This window comes from Acetobacter sp. DmW_125128, assembly GCF_008704325.1.
Classification (GTDB): Bacteria; Pseudomonadota; Alphaproteobacteria; order Acetobacterales; family Acetobacteraceae; genus Acetobacter; species Acetobacter oryzifermentans.
Window position 1 is genome coordinate 1 of the sequence record NZ_VHOP01000065.1, and the last position, 778, is coordinate 778.

The following is a 778-nucleotide window of genomic DNA, read 5'->3' on the forward strand; positions in this document are numbered from 1 at the left end:
AAATCCGAAACCCACAGTCTGTTGGGGGCTGGTGCATAAAACTGTCGCTGTACCAGATCCTGTGGACAGGGCCGCGCCGGATCGGGCCGTGTGGTTCTGACACCCTTGCCACGAATGACGCCTTTCAGTCCCATCCGGCGCATCAGCCGCTCTACCGTGCAGCGGGCAACATCCAGACCTTCACGTCTGAGCTGATGCCAAACCTTACGCGCTCCATAGACGCAGAAATTATCATTCCACACTCTACGGATTTCGTCGCTCAGCTCTTTGTCTTTCTGGCTACGCATACAAGGATTTTTCTGTCTTGCCCGATAAGCATAATAGGCAGATGGTGCAATCGACAGAACCCTGCAGATTGACCCGACACCATATGTCTGCCGGTGCTCATCAATGAAGCGTGTCATGGCTTGAAGATGCGGTCGAGCTCCGCCTGGGCAAAATACGCAGAAGCCTTGCGCAGGATTTCATTGGCCTGCCGCAATTCGCGGTTCTCTCGCTCCAGTTGCCTGATCTTCTCTCGATCAGGCAGGTCACTCACCGCAGGCGCATTGGCCCGCTCATGCAGACGGGTCCATTTTGACAGCGTGTCAGGGTGAATATCCAGCTTTGGAGCGATCATCATCACTGCGGACCAGCGTGATGGGTGGTTCTTCTCTTCCTCCAGAACCATGCGGGCTGCACGTTCACGAAACTCAGGCGGAAAACGCTTCGATTTGTTGCTCATGAATTCTTCTTACCTCTCGGGTCGTTCTGTCTCCACAAAACCCGGGGCAATTCA

The 778-nt window shown here is 54.5% G+C and carries 1 pseudogene and 1 other annotated feature; the pseudogene reads right to left on the reverse strand.

The features are described from left to right. A pseudogene (locus FKW19_RS15860) lies at positions 1 to 724 on the reverse strand (IS3 family transposase); the annotation flags it as partial. After that, positions 330 to 446 (reverse strand) — a sequence feature (AL1L pseudoknot). (Overlaps the previous pseudogene by 117 nt.) Positions 725 to 778: the final 54 nt, after the last annotated feature.